This is a genomic window from Bacillus sp. GS3m_15504 (genome assembly GCF_055825275.1).
Genome location: NZ_JBVVNL010000001.1, coordinates 3,111,106 through 3,129,895, shown reverse-complemented (window position 1 = coordinate 3,129,895; position 18,790 = coordinate 3,111,106). Strand labels below are relative to the sequence as shown.

Sequence of the window (18,790 nt, the reverse complement as noted above, 5' to 3'; positions counted from 1 at the left end):
TAGCTAAATAATGTGAAGAATATCACAAAACATGCTCTCCTTATGAAGGCATGTTTTTTTGTTATGTGAATGATAGGCACATTCATGTTTTTTTTCCATACGATACAGTGTGAAAGCCGAAATGTTCGGAGTGGAAAAGAGGGATAAAATGGGTAGTTCAGGTTATGTTCCAGATAACAAAAATTTAAAGAAAAGCTCAGGAACTCCAAACCTTTTCTTTGATTCGAGAAAAAATGTCTTTTTTAAAAGAGATAAGAAAAACGTTGCATATGAAGTTACGTCAACGCAGTTACCAGCAATGATAGGTGGAGCGTTTGTTGATTTGTTTATGACAAAAGGACATATGCGAGAACCACATTGGCATCCGAATGCGTGGGAATTGGATGTTGTTGTATCAGGAGAAGCAATTACATCTATCTTAAATCCCGAAACGAATCAATTGCAAAATTATCATGTGAAAGCGGGGCAAACTGTCTTTATTCCAATGGGATGGTGGCATTGGATCACAGCAGTAACAGAAGAAGTACAATTACATTTGTTCTTCAATAACGATCAGTTTGAAACAGCAGAAGGATCAGACATACTTAGATTAACACCGCCAGAAGTATTTCAAGCTGCATACGGGGTAAGTGCAGAAAAATTAGAGAAGGACTTTTCGCCAATTAAGGAGTCAGTTGTAATTGGTCCTCCTAACTCAAATCGTATAAGTAGCGTTAAAGAAAGTGACGAGTCAAATATAGTAGTTACGTTAAATGGACAAATAATACCATGTGAAATAGAATAACTCTTTCTTTTTTTAGGAAGAGTTATTCTATTTTGTATAATTTTGTAATATATTTCGTTATAATTATGATATAGAAGGGAATGTAGTAGAGGGGGCATATTGTGAACATATTAAAGATTATAGGAATTGTTGCAGGAGTCATTATAGTAGCCGTTATAGCTTTCTTTGTTATTATGAAGTACTATTTGTCAAAAGAAGATCCGAATTACGTATTAAAGTACATAAAAGAACATAAAGACGATAAAACATGTTCATTATTTATTAAAAGAAATGGAGAAGTAATAACTTCTATAAATGAAAATAAAAAATTGCCATTAGCGAGTATGGCAAAAATCGTAATAGCAGTTGAATTTGCTAAGCAAGTATCAGAAGGAAAAATAAGTCGAGATGAACAAATTTCATTGCACGAGTTAAATAAATATTACGTTAAAGATACTGATGGTGGAGCACATCCTGCCTGGTTAGAAGACGCCGAAACTAGAAATTTAGTGAAAAATGGACAAATCGCTTTAGAAGAAGTTGCAAAAGGAATGATTCATTATAGCTCTAATGCAAATACAACATATTTGTTAGATAAGCTTGGAATAGAAAGAGTAAATGAAAGTATAAAAGAGTTAGAGCTTACTAGTCATGACAAGTTCTCTTCGTATACTGCTTCATTATATATGAGAGGGTATGTAGAAAAAGAACTTCATGAGCCAGAAAATCAATCGTTAGAAAAGATACGTAACATGTCACAGGATGAGTATAATCAACATGTGTTACAAATACATGAATGGATGAAAGATGAAGAAGAATGGAAAAAGCGGGATATTCCATTAAAGGTAGATATGGAATTTCAGCGAATTTGGTCAGATCGATTAGTAGGTGCAAACGCTAAAGATTATATGAGTATAATGGAAAAGATAAATAGTAGAAAGTATTTTCCAAAACCAATGCAAGAAGAAATCGAGAACATTTTCAAAGGAACAGTTAAAAATAGTAAGTTCGAATATGCTGGTCAAAAAGGTGGTTCTACCGCATTCGTATTGACAAAAAGCTTGTATACTACAGATAAGAAAGGGAATAAAGTAGAAGTTGTCATTATGTTTAACGATATAGAAGATCAAGTTGCATATCAAAAGCTGAGAAATAATGTAGATTATTTTATTCGAGACATTATAACAAGTGAGGAATTTAGAAATAAATTATAATGAAATAATTTTATTATGTAAACAATGAGCTGTTAAAGGTAGGTGTTGAGATGAGGTTGAATGAGTATATGCTTGAAACGTTTCCAAATTTAGAACTTAGACCACCTCTATTTTATAATGGGGATATTGGTATTCGCTTTAGATTAGGTGTGAACTATGATTGCAATAACATTTATGAAAACTGCCCATATTTAGAGGGCGTTTATAATAGAGCCATTACTTTATTTCGGTCTTTACATGCAACAGAAGATGATATTTATATCGTAGTGGATGTAAATGAATATGCAGACGGTGAAACTTTTAAACACAAATTAAATATCTTTTCTAAGTATGTAAAAGCGAAGTCCGATTTGTTTAAGTTACAGAAAAATACAATCCCTTATGTTTTTCCAGAAGACGATGAAGACGGGGGATATAAAACACATAGATATATTTTGAAATGTAAAGTTTCTGACTTGAAATACATTCCTATGTTAAAAGCAATTTGTAATCAAGATATGGGAATAAAACCGCGTATTTTTCATAGAGTGTATTTTATAAATAGTAATAAGAATACTATATTTCACGTTTATGATGATAGAGGTTGTGAGGTATTAGCTACCTCTCCTAATACAATTAGGGATATTTATTATACATATAAGGATTGGATATTAGAATACGATAGAAATAAAATCGATAAAGTATTTAATTGAATGTAGTCTATTTTAATTGAGGGAAATACCATATGAGGTGTTTCCCTTTTATTAATATGAAAATCAATATTTAAATTTGACAGCACCTATTATAAAGGTAAAGGGATTTGATGGTAATGTATTGAATTTGGATAGAAACGGAAAAGGGAGATGAATACATGACGATAATATATTTCGTTCGCCATGCCCATTCTACATATACAAAAGAAGAGCGGGAGCGTCCTTTATCTGAAAAAGGGTACTTGGATGCAGAGAATGTAACACACTTATTAAAAGATAAACATATTGATGTAGTGATTTCTAGTCCGTACAAAAGAGTAATTCAAACTGTACAAGGAATTGCGAATACATATCATGTATCAATAGAAATAGAAGAAGATTTACGAGAAAGGTTATTAAGTTCAGAACCAGTAGCAGATTTTAATGATGCTATCGAGAATGTGTGGGAAGATTGGAGTTTTGCATACGAAGGCGGAGAATCAAATGATGTAGCACAAAGACGCGCTGTAATATGTATGCAAAGTATATTAAAAAAATATAAAGGTAAAAATATTGTAATAGGTACGCATGGGAATATTATGGTATTACTTATGAATTATTTTGATTCAAAATATGATTTTCGATTTTGGAAAACACTTCGTATGCCCGATATATTTAAGTTGAATTTTCATAATGAAGATTTAGTTTCTGCCGAAAGGATAGAGAATACGGGTCATCAGATAAATAATTTGTAAAAGTTTATCAAAAAAAGAGGAAAGAGAGATGTTATTGTAGAAGTATGACTTTGTAACATAAAAAATATATGTTAAAGGAGGCTGTTTACATGTTTGAGAAAGAGAAAGAAGGGCTTATTGAAGTTCACAACGTATATGAAATTGCACCAGCAGATGGAACAATTATAGGTATGGCAACGGAAGAAGAAATGGAAATTGCTGCTGAACTAGAGCTGCAGTACTATGCCCATTCTCGTTTGTTAGAAACAAATATTCAGTTAGACGGTTCCTCCTACAAAGAGTTACTTCAGGAGTTCCAGGAGTATGAAAGAAAATCAATGAGCTTTTGGCGAGCAATACATAAGCGTTTAGCTGTGCCGTGGGCATGGGTATTACGTATTGACGTTGCGAATGGCCCTATATATGTAAGTAATGGGAATTCGTATTACGAAGAAATCGATGATGAAGAAGATTATGAATAGATAAGTAAGGAAGCAGCTTTAGTTGCTTCCTTTTTTTATTTTTAGGGAGTGAACAGCTTCAATGATAATATCTGGTCGGTCATTTTCTATTCCGTGACCAGCATGTTCAGCAAGTATATATTGGCTATTCATTGAGAGTTTTAATTGTTCATGAATTAGCTCTTGCCACATTGCTTCAAGTTGTGTCGCTTCCTCTATTGGCATGCCGCCTTTAATCAACTGAGTAATAGCATATTGAGGGTCTCTACCGATAACGATTAATGGTATTTCTAATGTTTTATATAGCTCTTTTAGTGAAAGAGCACAGTTTTTCCACTCCGATAGTTCAGAAGCTGTCGCTTTATATAATGAAGGAGAGGTAGAAAATTCAATTTGTTGTCTTGATTGACCGGCTAGCATAGGTTTTAGTCTATTAGAAAGCATGTCTACATCCATTTTGGAATATGTATTATATTTTTGAAGCCACATATCATCCGAATCTGTTTGATCAGAAATTGGTAAATGAAGTTCATCTAATCGGTGTAAGTTCATGGAAGTAGAATCAACTAAAATAAGTGCTTGCAACTTATCTTCATGTAACATCGTAAAATGTTGTGCGCATAAGCCTCCGTAGGAATGACCAATTAGAATGATAGGCTCGTGAATAGCTAATTTCTGTAGTAACATATGTAATTCTTTTGTCACTTTCCTTATAGTACGCGAATCATTTCCTAAATCACTTTTTCCGTAACCTGGGCGATGGTATGAAACGACTGTAAAGTGTTGTGAAAGCTTTTCTATAATAGGAAACCAATCATAAAATGAGCAACCCATTCCGGTTTGAATGACTACAGTTTGTGTATTACATCCTTTTATATATACTTCTATAGTTTGCCCCAATACTTCTACAAATTTATAAATAATAAACCCTCCTAACTAAGCTTGAAATAATTTTTGACAAGCGAAAACAATACACCAGACACCTATACCGAATAGGACAGAGGTACTAAGTGAAAACGAGTTTTTTAAACCAATATAGACGATAAATAATAATAGTGCGGATGCAGGAAATCCATATAATACACCTAAAGCAAATTGACTTAATTCTTGTTTGTTCCCGCCTTCGAAAGAAATCCAAAATAGGCTCAGTAAACTTACGAGAGGAAGGGCAGCAATAAAGCCGCCAATTGTACTGTAATGTTTAGCGACTTCGGTAATAACGCCGATAATAAGTGCAGAAACGATTACTTTAACGAGGAAATGCATACTTTGCCTCCTTTGCTAATAATGAAAAAGCTTTTTCAATTAATTGTTGTTCTTCTTTTGATAACTGTGATTCTAATATTTTTATCTTTTCTTTATCTAGTAAAGTATGCTTTTCTAATACTTCAATGCCTTCTTTCGTTAAAGTAAGGTTCACAACTCTTTCATCTTGTTTGTTTCTTTCTTTTATGATAAATCCTTTTTGAATAAGGCGCTTTACGTGTTCAGATGCTGTGTTATGAGAGAGAGTAAGCTCAGTAGCGACTTTTCCAATTGTTATTTCTTTCTCACGAGAAACGATTTGTAAAATACGAATAGCTTGGTGAGAAAGATTGTCTTCATATTCATATCGTAAGTGATAATAAATGTTCTCCCAATGCTGATTGATGTCTTTCATAATAATAAATCCCCCTGTTTTTATATCGTATACTAAGATATATTCGTTAGTGTAGAAATAAAATCCTTTTATTTGGATAAAAAATGTTGAAAAAGTTTATTTTTATTGAAATATAAGGTAATCTATGTGTAAAGGTATACATTTAGAAAGAGAGAGGATGATAGCTGTGAATACATTCAAATGGATGAGTCATGAACAGATGTATGTAGATGAAATACATGTTGAAAAATGTGGTCCTCTTTCAGTCGGCGTATATGGGGGGAATCAAGAGAGTGATGCATATGAACGAGGAGATGCGGTGCTTGCTTGGTGGGATCCTGAATTACAATTTGAATTTGTTATGATTTTTGATACACATCACAAAACAAAAAATATAGATTATATAGTAGAAGCAATTTCGGAAAGAAAAGAGAAACTAAAAGAGTTATTTTCCTACCCGATACATTTAGCTTTTCATCATACACATATGTATTTGTTAGCTTTATTTACAGATGAGTTGTTTATTGAAAAATGTGATCAAGATGATGAGGAACTCGCATGTTTAATATGTTTGCGAAAAGGTGAATTTTTATATTGGTTATCAGTTGGTAATTGTTTCGCATATTTATTCCATTCTGAGAAAACGAAAAATGGAAAAGGGCGATTAAATAAGCGGAAGAATTACGAATATATCGGTAGGAAAAATATTTTTGCAGCAAATACACCTTGCTTTACGTCAGGTGTAAGAGGATTAGAAAAAGGAATGAATCACATTGTAATGGCAACGGACGGTATTTTAGAGTGTGATAAACGAAGGTTTGATGATGATCAATCTTTAGTAGAAATATTGCACGACGGAAGTTGCTTACAGATTGAACCAGTATTAACAAATGTACTGCAGTGGAAAGGTAGAGATTGCGCCACAATTATTGGATGGTCCATTGACACTGAAAATAAACGATGTGCTAATTAATATAAAAGGAGTTCAAGGCTTTTGTCCTTGAACTCCTTTTTGTTAAGCAATATGGATGTGATACGTTTTTAACCATTCATTTACTTGAAGCATATATTCCATAGCACTTCTTGCTTCGAAATTGTTAATTTCTTTATTACTTCCATCGGCAATGGCAAGTAATGTGGAATGATTAATAAGTGAGAAAATAGGGTTGTTTTTATTACTGCACATGTCGAGTGATAAATGACGGATTGTTTGTAAATACTGTGGGTCTTGTGAAGTTGGATACGCACTTTTTCTTCTATTACGTACATCGTCAGGTAAAGCAGGTTTCAGTGCTCTACGTAAAATACCTTTTTCAATATTATCAATGCTTTTTATGTTGAAAGGAACGTTCCATAAATATTCAACTAATCGATAATCGCAAAACGGTACACGAACTTCAAATCCTACAGCCATACTCATACGGTCTTTACGGTCAAGTAAGAACGGAAGAAATCTCGTTAAAAATAAATAAAACATTTGACGTTGTTTCGCGGATTTTTTACTTTCGCCTTCAAGAGTAGGTACTTCAAGTATCGCTTCTTGGAATCGTGTATCAATATAGTTTTTTAGATTACATTGGTTACTTATTTCATGTAGTAGAAGAGGAGATGTATTCTTCCAATTTGTTAGCCAAGGAAACTTATCGACATATAGTAATTCTTCTTGATGAAACCAAGGGTATCCACCGAATACTTCATCAGCAGATTCGCCGGATAAAGCTACGGTCGCATCTTTTTTCATTTCGCAAAATAGTAAATATAGTGAAGTTTCCATTTCGCCAGCACTCGGTAAATCTTTTGCACGGAGGGGAACGAATAAGTGATTAGCTAATTCTTCAGCATTCACAATAATATCATGATGAGATGTCCCTACATGTTCAGAAACGCGTTTTACCCAAGGAGCGTCTAAACCAGTGCGAGCAAATGTCAGCTCGAAATCTTTTGCGCTATTTACAAAGTCAACGGAATACGTATGAAGTGTTTTATTTTCAGCAGCAAATTCTTTTCCTGCTAGTGCAGTAATACCGCTAGAATCTAATCCTCCTGATAACATGCAAACGAGAGGGACGTCGGCAATTAATTGTCTTTTTACTGTATCTTGTAAAATAGATAAAATATGTGATGATGTATCTTCTATAGAATCTGTATGGACCTTACTTTCTAAATTCCAATACTTCGTAACTACTTTTTTATCACGTGTAAATGTGATAGAATGTCCGGCACGCACTTCTTCAATATGTTTAAAGACGCCACATCCTGGAGTTCGAAATAGCCCTAATCCAAATATTTCATTTATGCCATCCGCATCAATTTCAGCAGGAACAGATGGATGAGCTAATAATGCTTTTATTTCAGATCCGAAAATAATACTGTCATTTCTTTCTGTATAAAAGAGCGGTTTTACACCTAAATGATCACGTGCTAAAAACAGTCGTTGCTTCTGATCATCCCATAAGGCGAAAGCGAAAATGCCGTTTAAATGTTGCACGCAGTCTTCTTTCCATTCTAAATAAGCATGTAGTAACACTTCTGTATCTGAATGCGTTTCAAATGTATGACCACATTTCCTTAGTTGTTCCCTCAGCTCACGGAAATTATAAATTTCTCCATTATAAGTAAGAGCATACGTATAATCACCAGCACGAAATGTCTTCGGCTGTGCCCCGCCTTCTGGATCAATTACAATTAAACGACGGTGTGCAAAGGCCGCACGAGGTGAAAACCAAAATCCTTCAGCATCAGGACCGCGATGCTGAATACGATTTGCCATCTTTTTTAAAATAACATGTTCATTAGAAAGATCCTTATTCCAATTTACCCAACCTGTAATTCCACACATACACATCTCATCTCCTAATTTTAAATAGTAGGTTAACGAAATAAAATGTACACTAAGTTAAAGAATGACTATATAAATAGTGTACTACATGAATCAAATTGCAGACTTGAGAAAATTTTCTTGTAATGCATAGTTATGTGAGACAATGGCTAAGGGAAAGTATTCCATTACATACAAAAAATAATAAAAAGATGAGAGAAAATATTTTTTTAGACGTTATATAGGGTGTAAAAGTTTTTACAAAAAAATAAGGGGAATCGCTACATGAAATCAAATGAGAAAAATTGTATAAAAAGATTAAAGCGGCAAAAAGAAGATGCGCTAGAATTTGTTGTCGATACATATTTACCACTCATAAAGGGAATCACGCACAAAGTTCTTTTTCCAGTTCAAAATGATGGATTGATAGAGGAATGTGTAAATGATATTTTCCTATCTATTTGGAATAATGCAAATAAGTTTCATGGAGAGCCAAGTGATTTTAAAAAATGGGTTGCGGCAATTGCGAAGTTTAAAGCAATTGATTATTACCGGAAAGCGACTAAAAAAGTTGAAATTATTTCGGATGAGTTTCATATCAGTACGGAAAAGTCAGCGGAAGATGAATTAATTGTTATGGAAGATAGAGAAGAATTATTGAAGCTTATTAATCAATTAGAACCGCTAGATCAAAAAGTATTCATTATGAAATATCTACTTGGTATGAAGGCAGAGGAAATAGGTGACAAGTTAGGATTAACCCGGGCAGCAATCGATAATCGAGTGTACCGTGGGAAAAAGAAACTACAACAAAATGCTACGAATATTAGTTTTGGAGGTAGTGTAATATGAAAGACATTTATGAACTATTAAATGATATTGATATAGATGAAAAAGAACTTGAGGAAATTGAGGCTTCTGAAATTGAAAAAGAAAAAGTGAAGCGTAATGTAAAACAATCTATTCATACGAAGAAAAAGATGAGAAGTTGGAAAAAAGGTGTCGCTGCTGCATCTATTTTAGTCGGCGTATCGGTTGCCATGCTTGGCATCGGATTTCCTACATACGCTGGGGGATTACCAATAGTAGGGGACATATTCCGATTTTTAGATAATGGTAGAACGGGGTTATATGAAAATTATAAAGAGTTTTCGACTGAGTTGAATATGACGAGAGAGAGTAATGGGGTTAAGGTTACAATTAATGATGCTGTGTTCGATGGTAGAACAATCACAATCACATACTCTATTGAGAGTGATAAAGATTTAGGTGAGAAGCCAAATATATTTGGATATCCGCAGGTGATGGGGTTTAATGGCGGGGGAGGAAGCTCTCAAGTAACAAAAGTTGGAGAGAAAAAGTACGTAGGTATGACTACGATGAGTAGTAATAGTAGTAAAAGGTTAGATGTTGCAAACGTTTGGTGGAATATGGAAGAGATTGAGTTGGATTATAAAGGTAATTCAATTAAGGGGAATTGGAACTTCGCACTTAGTTTAAAAGCAATGGAGAGTAAAGAAGTAAAGGTTAATGGGGTTTCTGAAAATGAATTAATAAAAGTAAATATAGACAAAATGGAAGTAACTCCGATGTCATTTATCGTTTTTTTCAATCAGGAAGAGTCTAAAGTATTAAGAAGTATATGGGATAGCGCTGATGTGGAATTAGAAATAAAAGATGATTTAGGAAATAAATATGCAGGTGAAGGAAATGGCGGAACTAGTACAGTAGCAGAGCCACATAAAAGTAGTTGGAGTGCTACATTCCAAAAATTGAACAAAAACGCTACGAAGCTTATCGTTACACCTCAAGTGAACTTACGAGTACATACATCAGAAAACTTTGGTGGAGTGGAATTTATTAATGGTATCGAGAAAAAAATTGAAGTGCCGAATAAAGAGGCGAAAAAGAAAGATATTGTTTTAGATGATATCGTTATTGATTTAAAGAAATAAAAGAGAGACCGCCTAAAACATTAGGCAGTCTTTTTTTTCGTTAAGGAGTAGTAACAAGTAAAGCATGCGGGTGTTGTGTTTTATACTCATCTTTCCACGGAATGTTTAGTTGTTCCCACGATTCGCCGCTATCATTGGATTGAAACACACCGTTGTTATTTAAAGTGTAAAACGTGTGCGGTTCTGCTGGATTTGTTGCAAACATCGAAATGACTGTACCGATTGCAGAGGGGAGTCCTTGTTGTACTTGCTCGAAAGGAGTATCTTTCGTTTTACGATAAATATAAGATTCATAAGGAATACGGTGATGAGCGAGATCTGCACTCGGTGCGGCAGAAACGAGAATTGTATTACAATCAGCTGGATCGATAGCCATGCTATATAAATAATGATGTTCAAGTCCTTCACTGCGTGAGATCCAGCTGTTTCCACTGTTATAACTTTCAAGGTATGCGCGATCAGGTCCGCCCATAAAGCCGTCACCACATGATGCATAAAGGCGATTTGGTGCTTCAGGATGCATGAGTAATTGATGCGCATCGATAGGAGCACCGAATTTTTTATCAATCCATGTATGTCCTTTATCGTTACTTTGAATCACAGCACCAGCTTCAATTGAAACATGAATTGTATTCGGATTCTGTGGATCCACTGTAATCCAGCGTACGTGATGGGTGAAAGGTCTAGGCGGAAAAGCCCACGTATAAGAAGATAATAATGATTTCATATTTTTCAGTTCCGTCCACGTTTCACCACCATTTTCTGAACGGAATAAAGCGCTCGGTTCTGTGCCGACATAAACGACGCCATATCCGTTAACTTTTTCATTCGGGCTTATCGTAATGGAAGTGATAGAAGAGTGTAAAATACCATCTTCTTTTGGAAAATCAAAGTAACGATAAGAATCTCCAATCGGTCTCCATGAATCTCCGCTATCATCACTTAACCAGAGACCTCGTCCAAATGTTCCGCAATATACACGATTCTTTTGAAATGGATCAACAGCGATACAGGTAGGTTGCATATTTTGTAAGTGATATGCGGTTTCATAGTTACCATAGCGTTCTTTTACAACGATAAGTTCACGTTCCATACAGAGAAATAAACGTTTCATTTTCGTAACCTCCTTAAAAATTCTTTCATTAGTAAACAATATGAAGCCGAAAAAGAAGTAGTCTTATTTTTTGTTGAGAAAAAGGACTTGTTTGAAATGTAGCGAAGTGTGTATACAGAGGAAGCGGGATAAAGGTGGGGAGTTTGTTTCATACTAATGTACAGATATTATCCTTAAAGGAGCCTTAGTATGGGACATTCACATAATCATGGTAATTCTAATAATAAAAAAGCGTTATTACTTGCATTTTTACTAACAACAAGTTTTATGATTGCTGAAGTTATTGGGGGATTTGTAACAAATAGCTTAGCACTACTATCTGACGCGGGGCATATGCTAAGTGATGCTGTATCTTTAGCTTTAAGTTTACTTGCGTTTAAACTCGGAGAAAAAACAGCAACAACTGCAAAAACATATGGATATAAGCGAGTCGAAATGTTAGCGGCATTATGTAACGGTGTCGTTCTTATTGTCATTTCAGTATACATTTTTATTGAAGCAATTCGCCGTTTTAAAGAGCCAGTTGAGATTGCTAGTAATGGGATGCTCATTATTGCTGTACTTGGTCTATTTATTAATATTTTATCAGCTTGGATATTAATGCGAGGCGGAGATGTGAAGGGCAATTTGAATTTAAGAAGTGCTTTCTTACATGTATTAGGCGATCTATTAGGGTCAGTCGGAGCGATAATTGCTGCGTTACTTATTAAATTTTTCGGATGGACTGCTGCAGATGCGATTGCTAGTATTCTTGTGTCTATTTTAGTCATTATTAGTGGATGGCGTGTAACACGTGATACAGTCCATATATTAATGGAAGGTGCACCACAGCACATAAATGTTGAAGAGGTAAAAAGTACATTATTAAATATTACGGTTGTAAAAGAAGTTCATGATTTACACATATGGTCTGTTACATCTGATTTTCAAGTATTAACTTGCCATTTGATTATTAACGGAAATGAAACACAAAATGTATTAAAAGAGGCTACGGATGTATTAAAGAAGAAGTTTCATGTAGAACATGTCACCATTCAAGTAGAAATAGATGGTGAATTTCATCATAGTGAGACAACTTGCAAAGTATGAAAGAAAAAGGATACGAAAAAGTGTCATAACATTTTTCGCGTGGCATACATATATATAATGTGGCCACAAATACTTTGTAAGGTAAATATTTCATGAAATTACTTTACTTATAAAGAGTCATCTTTTATAATCAAAAGTGGTAATTGATAAAGATTATCATTTTCAATGATCGTAGAAAGGAGTTTTTTAAAAGATGAGTAGTCAACTCCGTTTTGCAGTTGAAAATCGTAAGAGGCATTTAATTGATGTGTTAATTGGAGCAGGTGTATTTAAAATTCGTGACCGACAATTATACGAGCTGTCTTTAGAAGAATTGGAAAAAGAGTACGAGGATATGGAAGATTATGCAGATATTCAGGCATAGTTATATATATTAGTAAAAAGAGAGCTGGCTACATAAAATCGTAGCCAGCTCTCTTTTTATTTCGTAGAAATTATTTTTTGTATTTCTTTCATTGGACGGAGCCAGTTTTGAGTCATCATTTGTTCCATTTGTTTTTCATCCTGCTTCTGCAGTGCTTGAATGATAGCGTGATGTTCATCAATAGATTGACTTGCTGGAACAAAGTTTTGGAAAAATAAATATTCAAGGCGTAAAACGTGAAGTTGCATATTTTCTAGAAAGGGTTCAATATATTGATTTTTAGCAATAGAAGAAATTACATTGTGAAATTGTATATCTAATTCTAAAGCTTGTTTTGCGTTTTTTTTCTCTATAGAGTACTGAAAATCATTATTTATTTCAGAAAGTAGTTTCAAATCAGCTTCTGTAGTGTGTTGAAGTGCTTGCTTACCTATAATAGAGTGAAGACCAGCCATCGTTTCATAAATAGTTGGTATGTCGTCTAACTTAATAGGAGCAATTTTTGTTTTTTGCCCAGGTACCATTTCCACTAATCCAGAAAGCTCTAATATTTGAAGTGCTTCTCTTACAGGTGTTCTACTTACTCCTAGTGCTTCAGCCAATTCCCCATCATTAATTTTTTCATCGGGCTTCAGTACACCTTCAATAATCCAATCTTGTAGTTGATTTAACACGAGTGATTTTGCCGAAACTCTTCCTTGTTTTTTATAATTTTGAGGGATAGGCATAGTGAATTCAATCCTTTCATTGTATATTTTCCTTTTTCTCATGAACAAGCTTTAATTCTGGTTTCCCTTCATCTGGTTTTTGACTTAAGATGAGCACCATTACAATGACACAAAAAGCCCCTAATAACTGAAAAGATTGAAACGGTACATGTAATATAAGTACAGAAGAAATAATAGCTGCGAGTGGTTCAGTACAACCGAATAATGTCGTTTCTTTCGGAGTCAAGTATCGTATGCTGTCTAAGTATAAATAAAAGGCAATAAGTGTCCCAAAAATGACGACAAATGTGATGAGCGGTAGAGTACTTAATTTTACATATTTCACAGTTGATAATAAAATAAATTCTTTCGTAGAAATAAAGTGTACAATCGTTACACCAATACCCCCAATAATCATACCCCATCCAACGATAACAGAGGAAGACCATCTTTCTAGTAATCCCTTTGAATATAAACTATAAAAAGCGAGAGATAATCCAGATAAAATCCCCCAAATAATAGCTGGTGTAGAAACAGCTAAGTTATGCACAGACCCGTTTGTTAGTAAGAGGAAAGTACCTACTAATGAAAGGGTAATTGAAATGAAATCAATTTTTGATGGACGAACGTTCCATTTGAAAAGTAAGTATACAGTGATGAATATAGGAGCTAAATATTGTAATAATGTTGCAACGGCGGCATTTCCTTCTTTAATAGAAGCAAAATACGTATACTGTACAGCAAGCATACCGAATAAACCAAACAATATCATTTTATAAGCATCAGATCTTTGTTTCCAAATGCCGAATATTTCTTTTTTTCTTGGTCCGAATGATGCAATAATGAGTAAGATAATGCCAGATATAAGTAATCGGATTGTAACTAACCATTCAGTAGAAACATGTTCAGATTGAAAAAGTTGTTGTGCAGCTGTTCCGGACAAGCCCCATAAACAAGCACCAATGACAACCATAATGATTCCTTTTAAACGATTTGGATCCATCATGTATAGAGTCCTCCTTTCGGAAAATATATTATATACAATATGCAATATATCACGTAATGAATAAAAAATAAACTGAAATTTCTTACTTGATGTAAAGTTATTATTCAAATGAAAGAAGTTTGTTAAATAAGAGAACGATAAAATAGAAAGGCTTCCGTAAACGGAAGCCTCTCTATTTTGAATTATGAAGTGTAAGTAAAAGCTGGAATAGGATCAATGAATGTATTCCAGTTTTGTGTCATTTCTTTTTCTGTTAATAGACAATCATCTAATGATTGTTCAATTAAAGAACGGTTCATATCAATTCCAATAAATACGAGTTCAGTTATTCGATCTCCATATTGTTTATCCCAGTTTTTCAATACTTCTGGCTCTTCTATGATCATTTGATTTCTTTCAGTTTCAGGTAATGCTGCTATCCATTCACCGGCTCCTTGAATTGTAATAGAGGAACCTGCTTGAGACAGAAGACCTATCATATTATTACGAGATGCGAGCCAGAAAAAGCCTTTTGCTCTTACGACATCTACAGGCCATTTTTCTAGCCAATTCATAAGGCGTTCAGGATGGAAAGGGTATTTACGACGGTATACAAAGGAATTGATACCGTATTCTTCCGTTTCGGGTGTATGATGTTCACTATTTAATTCTTGTATCCAACCCGCCGATTGACTGGCTTCCTCATAATTGAATACATTTGTATTTAAAATTTCTTGCAGTGGTACGTTGCTAAAGGAAGATTCAATAATTTTTGCATTAGGATTTAATTTCTGTAGCAGTTGATGAAGTTCTATCACATCTTCTTTTTCTAGTAAATCTATCTTATTAAGAATAATTACATTTGCAAACTCAATTTGATCTATTAATAAATCAATAACTTCCCGAGTATCATTTTCATTGATTGCTTGTTTGCGATCTAATAAACTTTCTCCATCTGCAAAATCATCCCAAAATCTATTTGCATCTACAACTGTAACCATCGTATCGAGGCGACAATTTTTCGTTAAATCAATGTTAAGAACGTCGTCAGTATAAGTAAATGTTTGGGCAACTGGAATCGGCTCACTTATACCGGAAGATTCAATCACTATATAGTCAATATCACCGTTTTCAACAAGGCGATTCACTTCTATTATTAAATCTTCTCGTAGTGTACAACAAATACAGCCATTTTGAATTTCTACTAGTTTTTCCTCCGTACGTGAAAAACCACCTTTTTTTATAAGGGAGGCATCAATGTTTACTTCGCTCATATCATTAACGATAACAGCTACTTTTAAGTTGTTCTTATTAGTTAAAATATGATGTAGTAATGTAGTTTTTCCGGATCCTAAAAACCCACTTAATACAGTGATAGGTATTTTTTTCATGAAATTATTTCTCTCCTTTAAATCGTAATGATTACGTTTTATGTTAAATGATTGAAAGGGAAAAATCAATAATAAATCATAATGATTACGATTTAAGAATAGGAATAGACTATAACATTTGTGTTGTAGTAGTAGATGCATTTGGACAAGCACATGTTTACATATAAATAAAATGGAGGCGAGAAAGTTGGTTTTTAATAGAGTTTCAAAAGAATTAGCAGGCATAGTGCTTATTGTTATTTTTCTCTTTTTATTATTTTTTGTAGATTTTACAAGCCTAGCAAATTTGCACAAAAGTATGCCGCAAGTATGGTTGAATGTGAACACACTCTTTTTAAGTATTATTTTTGAAGCAATACCTTTTATTTTACTAGGGATAATCGTTTCTTCACTCATTCAAGTGTTTGTGACAGAAGATATGATTCAAAAAGTAATGCTGAGATCTCCAATTGTTGCAATGATTCCAGCAGTATTTGTAGGAATTCTTTTTCCAATGTGTGAATGTGTCATTATACCAATTGTAAGAAGGCTCATTCAAAAGGGGTTACCACTTCATGTAGGCATTGTTATTTTACTAAGTGCACCTATAATGAATCCGGTTGTTCTTTTATCTACCATATATGCGTTTCAAAAAAATGATTACGTTGTATATGCACGCTTTGGGATAACAATTTTTGTTGCTCTATTCATAGGCTTAATTGTGTATTATCGCTATCGCGAAAGAAATGTTTTAAAAGACGTAGAGGGTTCAGTTCAAAAAAGCAAAAAAAAGAGTTGGAAAGATGTTATGAATCACACTGTAGATGAGTTTTTTGATACTGGTAAGTATTTATTGATGGGTGCTTTTTTAGCAAGTGTATTTCAAACTTTTTTTGATCGGAATGTACTGGATGCAGTAGCACATAACGAAGTAGTTGCCCCAATTATTATGATGGGATTTGGTTATGTTTTATCCATTTGCTCAGCTGCTGATGCATTTATAGCGGCATCTTTTGAACAAGTTTTCTCTGTAAAAGCACTTCTCGCATTTCTTGTGTTTGGACCTATGCTTGATATGAAAAATACATTAATGCTATTTGCATATTTTCAAAAGAAATTTGTATTCTTTTTGATTGGAGTTATTATTTTATCAGTGTACACAATCGTGCAAATTATAAGATTATAGGAGGTGAGAAACAATGGAGAAAGAGGAGCAGAAGGCATATCATCGCTATATACGTGGCATTATTTTAATTGGTTTAGCAATGCTCTTATTTAAATTACTTGTAACCGGAAATATATATAATTTTATCGCTCCAAAAATGATTAAATTTACGTATATAGCTTTTGTAGTGCTCTTACTTCTTGGTTCTTTACAAGTTTGGAGAGATGGAAGAGAAAAACAGGATGATTGTAATTGTTGTAAGTATCATACAGCATCAAAATTAGGGATGAAAAGTTTGTTTGTATATGTCTTATTTGTTGTTCCAATTATTAGTGCTTTTTTATTTGGAAGTGTAACAATTGATGGAAGTTTAGCGGGAAAAAGGGGTATGAATCAAAGTGTACAGGCGAGAAGTATGGAAAAGAATGAAAAAGAGGGAATACGGGCAAATTCTGATTCGAAAGAACAAGATGAAACTTCGAATTTAAAAGTGACTGAACAAGTGGAAGAACAATTGACAAAAAGTATGTTAGGGCAGCGTAAAATACAAGTAGAGGATAAGGACTATGTTCAAACAATGGGTATAATTGGTCAAGATGTGAATGGGTTTAAAGGGAAAGAACTTACATTCACAGGGTTTATATATAAGGATAAAGATGTGAGAGGGAATAAAGCAGTGGTGGCTCGATATGGCATAACTTGTTGCATTGCAGATGCATCAGTCTGGGGGATGATTGTTACGGGGCAAAACGTCGAAAAATTCCCAGAAGAAACATGGGTGAAAGTAACAGGGATATTAGATAAAACGACATACAAAAGAATGCCATTTCCACTTGTGAAAATAAGTAAATTGGAGAAAATTAATAAGCCAGCAGACCCATATGTATATGATGCTTTACTGCAATAAAAAAGAATGAATTCTTCATATTTTCATGAAATAGAATCATAATCATGACGATAAAAAAATAAAGATAAGAGTAATTTGGTTTGTTAAAAATATGTGTAGAAGGAGATACGCGATGAACTGGGTTACTCATAAACCAACATTTGAATTTGATAATTTTAGTCCATTTATTCGTGCGAATACTGCGTGGCTTGGGCATTTGGAGTTCGCATACGATTTAGTAAGATTTGAAAAACCAGAAATATTAGTTGAGCTAGGTACACATATGGGCGCTTCTTTTTTTAGTTTTTGCCAAGGGGTAAAGGATGGGGGATTAGCTACAAAATGTTTTGCTGTAGATACTTGGACAGGAGATGGGCATACAGGTCCATATGGAGAAGGTGTGTTCCATATTGTAGATAAAGTAGTGAAAACGAGTTATCCCAATATAGGTAATTTAATTAAATCTACTTTTGATGAGGCTGTTGATCAATTTCAAGATGGAACGATAAATTTGTTGCATATTGATGGCTATCATACGTATGAAGCAGTTTCTCATGATTATAAAACATGGTTACCGAAACTTGCGGATAACGGTATCGTATTATTTCATGATATTGAGGTGAAAGATCGAAACTTCGGCGTGTATAAATTTTGGGATGAGGTGAAAGCGAAGTATCCTCATTTTCAGTTCCAGCATTCATATGGACTTGGAGTATTATTTCCGAAAGGTTGTAGTGATAGATTTAAGGAAATACTTAAAAATAAAGAAGAAATACAAGATATGTATAAATAAAAGTGGAGCATGCATCATTTGAATGATGTGTGCTTTTTTGTGTGGGGAATAATGATATGCCT

General features: G+C 33.9%; 21 protein-coding genes. 13 read left to right on the top strand and 8 right to left on the bottom strand.

Annotated elements, in window-relative coordinates; all coding sequences use genetic code 11:
- Window positions 1-148: 148 nt before the first annotated feature.
- From AC0L0O_RS16405 to AC0L0O_RS16385, 5 genes are all read left to right on the top strand, one after another.
- Entirely contained in the window at window positions 149-784 is a 636-nt protein-coding gene (locus AC0L0O_RS16405) for a cupin domain-containing protein (RefSeq protein ID WP_000535817.1), read from the top strand.
- Window positions 785-885: 101 nt separating this feature from the next.
- Window positions 886-1,977, top strand: a complete 1,092-nt coding sequence (locus AC0L0O_RS16400; protein WP_001023320.1) for a serine hydrolase — start codon at window positions 886-888, stop codon at window positions 1,975-1,977.
- 50 nt (window positions 1,978-2,027) lie between these two features.
- Complete coding sequence (locus AC0L0O_RS16395; protein ID WP_042995972.1) at window positions 2,028-2,669, top strand: DUF3885 domain-containing protein; 642 nt, start codon at window positions 2,028-2,030, stop codon at window positions 2,667-2,669.
- Between the two features lie 158 nt (window positions 2,670-2,827).
- Window positions 2,828-3,403, top strand: a complete 576-nt coding sequence (locus AC0L0O_RS16390; protein ID WP_000152731.1) for a histidine phosphatase family protein — start codon at window positions 2,828-2,830, stop codon at window positions 3,401-3,403.
- Between the two features lie 89 nt (window positions 3,404-3,492).
- Window positions 3,493-3,864, top strand: coding sequence for a hypothetical protein (locus AC0L0O_RS16385; RefSeq protein WP_000461771.1), 372 nt, complete (start codon window positions 3,493-3,495; stop codon window positions 3,862-3,864).
- 18 nt (window positions 3,865-3,882) lie between these two features.
- Here the strand turns inward: AC0L0O_RS16385 and AC0L0O_RS16380 are convergent, their stop codons facing one another.
- The 3 genes from AC0L0O_RS16380 to AC0L0O_RS16370 are packed head-to-tail and all read right to left on the bottom strand — an operon-like array spanning window position 3,883 to window position 5,503.
- Entirely contained in the window at window positions 3,883-4,743 is an 861-nt protein-coding gene (locus AC0L0O_RS16380) for an alpha/beta fold hydrolase (protein ID WP_000531693.1), read from the bottom strand.
- Between the two features lie 36 nt (window positions 4,744-4,779).
- Window positions 4,780-5,109, bottom strand: a complete 330-nt coding sequence (locus AC0L0O_RS16375) for a DUF3147 family protein (RefSeq protein ID WP_000545638.1) — start codon at window positions 5,107-5,109, stop codon at window positions 4,780-4,782.
- The gene (locus AC0L0O_RS16370; protein ID WP_000651916.1) at window positions 5,093-5,503 is read right to left on the bottom strand and encodes a MarR family winged helix-turn-helix transcriptional regulator; all 411 of its coding nucleotides are present in this window, start codon (window positions 5,501-5,503) and stop codon (window positions 5,093-5,095) included. The genes AC0L0O_RS16375 and AC0L0O_RS16370 overlap by 17 nt, the downstream gene beginning before the upstream one ends.
- Before the next feature lie 124 nt (window positions 5,504-5,627).
- Here AC0L0O_RS16370 and AC0L0O_RS16365 point away from each other — a divergent pair, with 124 nt between their 5' ends.
- A complete protein-coding gene (locus tag AC0L0O_RS16365; RefSeq protein ID WP_002052076.1) occupies window positions 5,628-6,455 on the top strand; it encodes a PP2C family serine/threonine-protein phosphatase in 828 nt (275 codons plus the stop codon).
- Window positions 6,456-6,497: 42 nt separating this feature from the next.
- Here the strand turns inward: AC0L0O_RS16365 and asnB are convergent, their stop codons facing one another.
- Window positions 6,498-8,321, bottom strand: a complete 1,824-nt coding sequence (gene asnB, locus AC0L0O_RS16360; RefSeq protein ID WP_473785884.1) for an asparagine synthase (glutamine-hydrolyzing) — start codon at window positions 8,319-8,321, stop codon at window positions 6,498-6,500.
- A gap of 264 nt (window positions 8,322-8,585) precedes the next feature.
- On the opposite strand from asnB, the gene AC0L0O_RS16355 reads away from it, so the two are divergent.
- Together AC0L0O_RS16355 and AC0L0O_RS16350 are read left to right on the top strand one after the other, a co-directional pair.
- Complete coding sequence (locus AC0L0O_RS16355) at window positions 8,586-9,152, top strand: sigma-70 family RNA polymerase sigma factor (RefSeq protein ID WP_473785883.1); 567 nt, start codon at window positions 8,586-8,588, stop codon at window positions 9,150-9,152.
- Window positions 9,149-10,255 carry a DUF4179 domain-containing protein gene (locus AC0L0O_RS16350; RefSeq protein ID WP_000652111.1) on the top strand — a complete coding sequence of 369 codons (1,107 nt, stop codon included), beginning with the start codon at window positions 9,149-9,151 and terminating at the stop codon, window positions 10,253-10,255. Before AC0L0O_RS16355 ends, AC0L0O_RS16350 begins: the two co-directional genes overlap by 4 nt.
- 40 nt (window positions 10,256-10,295) lie before the next feature.
- Here the strand turns inward: AC0L0O_RS16350 and AC0L0O_RS16345 are convergent, their stop codons facing one another.
- Complete coding sequence (locus AC0L0O_RS16345) at window positions 10,296-11,369, bottom strand: WD40/YVTN/BNR-like repeat-containing protein (protein ID WP_000825293.1); 1,074 nt, start codon at window positions 11,367-11,369, stop codon at window positions 10,296-10,298.
- A 189-nt stretch (window positions 11,370-11,558) separates the two neighbouring features.
- On the opposite strand from AC0L0O_RS16345, the gene AC0L0O_RS16340 reads away from it, so the two are divergent.
- Window positions 11,559-12,458 (top strand): cation diffusion facilitator family transporter, encoded by a 900-nt coding sequence (locus AC0L0O_RS16340; protein WP_000510076.1) that lies wholly within the window; start codon window positions 11,559-11,561, stop codon window positions 12,456-12,458.
- Between the two features lie 193 nt (window positions 12,459-12,651).
- Window positions 12,652-12,822, top strand: coding sequence for a Fur-regulated basic protein FbpA (gene fbpA, locus AC0L0O_RS16335; RefSeq protein WP_000098309.1), 171 nt, complete (start codon window positions 12,652-12,654; stop codon window positions 12,820-12,822).
- 56 nt (window positions 12,823-12,878) lie between these two features.
- Here fbpA and AC0L0O_RS16330 read toward each other — a convergent pair whose 3' ends face one another.
- The 3 genes from AC0L0O_RS16330 to AC0L0O_RS16320 all read right to left on the bottom strand — a co-directional run bounded on the left by AC0L0O_RS16330 (window position 12,879) and on the right by AC0L0O_RS16320 (window position 15,905).
- A complete protein-coding gene (locus AC0L0O_RS16330; RefSeq protein WP_001122293.1) occupies window positions 12,879-13,550 on the bottom strand; it encodes a GntR family transcriptional regulator in 672 nt (223 codons plus the stop codon).
- A 16-nt stretch (window positions 13,551-13,566) separates the two neighbouring features.
- A complete protein-coding gene (locus AC0L0O_RS16325) occupies window positions 13,567-14,532 on the bottom strand; it encodes a DMT family transporter (protein WP_038357135.1) in 966 nt (321 codons plus the stop codon).
- 185 nt (window positions 14,533-14,717) lie between these two features.
- The gene (locus AC0L0O_RS16320) at window positions 14,718-15,905 is read right to left on the bottom strand and encodes a GTP-binding protein (protein WP_000723688.1); all 1,188 of its coding nucleotides are present in this window, start codon (window positions 15,903-15,905) and stop codon (window positions 14,718-14,720) included.
- 187 nt (window positions 15,906-16,092) lie between these two features.
- Here AC0L0O_RS16320 and AC0L0O_RS16315 point away from each other — a divergent pair, with 187 nt between their 5' ends.
- The 3 genes from AC0L0O_RS16315 to AC0L0O_RS16305 all read left to right on the top strand — a co-directional run bounded on the left by AC0L0O_RS16315 (window position 16,093) and on the right by AC0L0O_RS16305 (window position 18,728).
- Window positions 16,093-17,070, top strand: a complete 978-nt coding sequence (locus AC0L0O_RS16315) for a permease (protein WP_000231702.1) — start codon at window positions 16,093-16,095, stop codon at window positions 17,068-17,070.
- Window positions 17,071-17,083: 13 nt separating this feature from the next.
- On the top strand, window positions 17,084-17,956 hold the full coding sequence (locus AC0L0O_RS16310) for a TIGR03943 family putative permease subunit (protein ID WP_000409949.1): 873 nt from the start codon (window positions 17,084-17,086) through the stop codon (window positions 17,954-17,956).
- 112 nt (window positions 17,957-18,068) lie between these two features.
- Window positions 18,069-18,728: a class I SAM-dependent methyltransferase gene (locus AC0L0O_RS16305; protein WP_001104686.1), complete on the top strand. Its 660-nt coding sequence runs from the start codon at window positions 18,069-18,071 to the stop codon at window positions 18,726-18,728.
- The last annotated feature ends 62 nt before the right edge of the window (window positions 18,729-18,790 follow it).

Bases quoted from the DNA above. Each gene is read 5' to 3' on its own strand.
- asnB (WP_473785884.1), bottom strand. From the start codon at position 8,321: ATGTGTGGAATTACAGGTTGGGTAAATTGGAATAAGGATCTTTCTAAT.
- AC0L0O_RS16365 (WP_002052076.1), top strand. From the start codon at position 5,628: ATGTGTAAAGGTATACATTTAGAAAGAGAGAGGATGATAGCTGTGAAT.
- AC0L0O_RS16305 (WP_001104686.1), top strand. From the start codon at position 18,069: ATGAACTGGGTTACTCATAAACCAACATTTGAATTTGATAATTTTAGT.
- AC0L0O_RS16390 (WP_000152731.1), top strand. From the start codon at position 2,828: ATGACGATAATATATTTCGTTCGCCATGCCCATTCTACATATACAAAA.
- fbpA (WP_000098309.1), top strand. From the start codon at position 12,652: ATGAGTAGTCAACTCCGTTTTGCAGTTGAAAATCGTAAGAGGCATTTA.
- AC0L0O_RS16310 (WP_000409949.1), top strand. From the start codon at position 17,084: ATGGAGAAAGAGGAGCAGAAGGCATATCATCGCTATATACGTGGCATT.
- AC0L0O_RS16350 (WP_000652111.1), top strand. From the start codon at position 9,149: ATGAAAGACATTTATGAACTATTAAATGATATTGATATAGATGAAAAA.
- AC0L0O_RS16375 (WP_000545638.1), bottom strand. From the start codon at position 5,109: ATGCATTTCCTCGTTAAAGTAATCGTTTCTGCACTTATTATCGGCGTT.
- AC0L0O_RS16320 (WP_000723688.1), bottom strand. From the start codon at position 15,905: ATGAAAAAAATACCTATCACTGTATTAAGTGGGTTTTTAGGATCCGGA.
- AC0L0O_RS16395 (WP_042995972.1), top strand. From the start codon at position 2,028: ATGAGGTTGAATGAGTATATGCTTGAAACGTTTCCAAATTTAGAACTT.
- AC0L0O_RS16355 (WP_473785883.1), top strand. From the start codon at position 8,586: ATGAAATCAAATGAGAAAAATTGTATAAAAAGATTAAAGCGGCAAAAA.
- AC0L0O_RS16340 (WP_000510076.1), top strand. From the start codon at position 11,559: ATGGGACATTCACATAATCATGGTAATTCTAATAATAAAAAAGCGTTA.
- AC0L0O_RS16405 (WP_000535817.1), top strand. From the start codon at position 149: ATGGGTAGTTCAGGTTATGTTCCAGATAACAAAAATTTAAAGAAAAGC.
- AC0L0O_RS16325 (WP_038357135.1), bottom strand. From the start codon at position 14,532: ATGGATCCAAATCGTTTAAAAGGAATCATTATGGTTGTCATTGGTGCT.
- AC0L0O_RS16370 (WP_000651916.1), bottom strand. From the start codon at position 5,503: ATGAAAGACATCAATCAGCATTGGGAGAACATTTATTATCACTTACGA.
- AC0L0O_RS16385 (WP_000461771.1), top strand. From the start codon at position 3,493: ATGTTTGAGAAAGAGAAAGAAGGGCTTATTGAAGTTCACAACGTATAT.
- AC0L0O_RS16330 (WP_001122293.1), bottom strand. From the start codon at position 13,550: ATGCCTATCCCTCAAAATTATAAAAAACAAGGAAGAGTTTCGGCAAAA.
- AC0L0O_RS16345 (WP_000825293.1), bottom strand. From the start codon at position 11,369: ATGAAACGTTTATTTCTCTGTATGGAACGTGAACTTATCGTTGTAAAA.